This window comes from Pseudarthrobacter sp. NKDBFgelt, assembly GCF_046097905.1.
In the GTDB taxonomy this organism is placed as follows: domain Bacteria; phylum Actinomycetota; class Actinomycetes; order Actinomycetales; family Micrococcaceae; genus Arthrobacter; species Arthrobacter polychromogenes.
The window spans coordinates 1-893 of record NZ_JBJURL010000187.1 but is presented as its reverse complement, the minus strand read 5'-3'; the positions used below and the strand labels follow the sequence as shown (position 1 = coordinate 893).

The 893-nt window shown below is 60.8% G+C and carries 1 tRNA gene; it reads left to right on the top strand.

What is annotated here, in order from left to right:
• The first annotated feature begins 591 nt into the window (after positions 1–591).
• Positions 592–682 (top strand) — tRNA-Arg (locus ACKAE7_RS21065).
• The last annotated feature ends 211 nt before the right edge of the window (positions 683–893 follow it).

The following is an 893-nucleotide window of genomic DNA, read 5'->3' as shown; positions in this document are numbered from 1 at the left end:
ACGATGCCGGTGAACCTGCTCGCCTCGTCGAGATAGTAGTCGTCGCCGTCGGTGAGGAATCGATCTTCCATAACGCTCTCCCAGATGGGCCGGCCCTCATTGGAGTGTCGGTCAGCCTTCCCTTGATCGCGATCTCGACCTTTGGGGCCGGCGCTACCTAATTCGACGAGAGCGAAGGCGCTTGTTGCGAAGCCCGTGCGGCCGCCGGCTGGCGGCGTACTTCTAGTTCCCAACTCTGGGTGAATAGGCTACCCAACTCTGGGCCGGCTTTGGATGTCGGCTAAATTTGAATTCAGACACTTACAGGGGCCCCTGCCTCTAACTTTGGATCTCCCGCCAGCCTCCTGATGCAACAGGCGGGAGATCACTCTCTCGCAGTGCTCGAAGATCGTCATTGATACCGAACACTTTCGCTGGCTCCACCCGATGCCGGTTTGGGAATAGAGGCCAAAGTCCGTTCTTGGCGCCGAGCGGGCGCCGTGCGGCGCGGGCGCTCAGCACCTGACCATACCAGCCTTGGTTTTTGGGACAGTTCTGGGACAAAAAGACCGGCAAAGAGAACAAAAGTGGGGTAGAGAAAAACAAGGAATTGCAGTAGCTTGATCCTCATCGACAACCGCGACGAAGGCCCTTTCCGGCCCTCCGAAGGCAGAGGTCAGAGGTTCGAATCCTCTCGGGTGCGTCACTTCCTGACCCTTGATCGGCATGCGACAGCGCCAGCCTTGATCTGGCCGCGGCGGCTGGGCGCTCTGTCGAGGAGGGCGGTCGGAATGCTATTCTTGAGCGTCGCCGCCTCGCCGATCGCCGTGGCCACGCGAACCCGGGCGGAGCGGCTGTGGCCGAGCGGGGCTCAGCTTCGCCTTGCGATGAAGTCGATCTCCACCAGAGCGTCG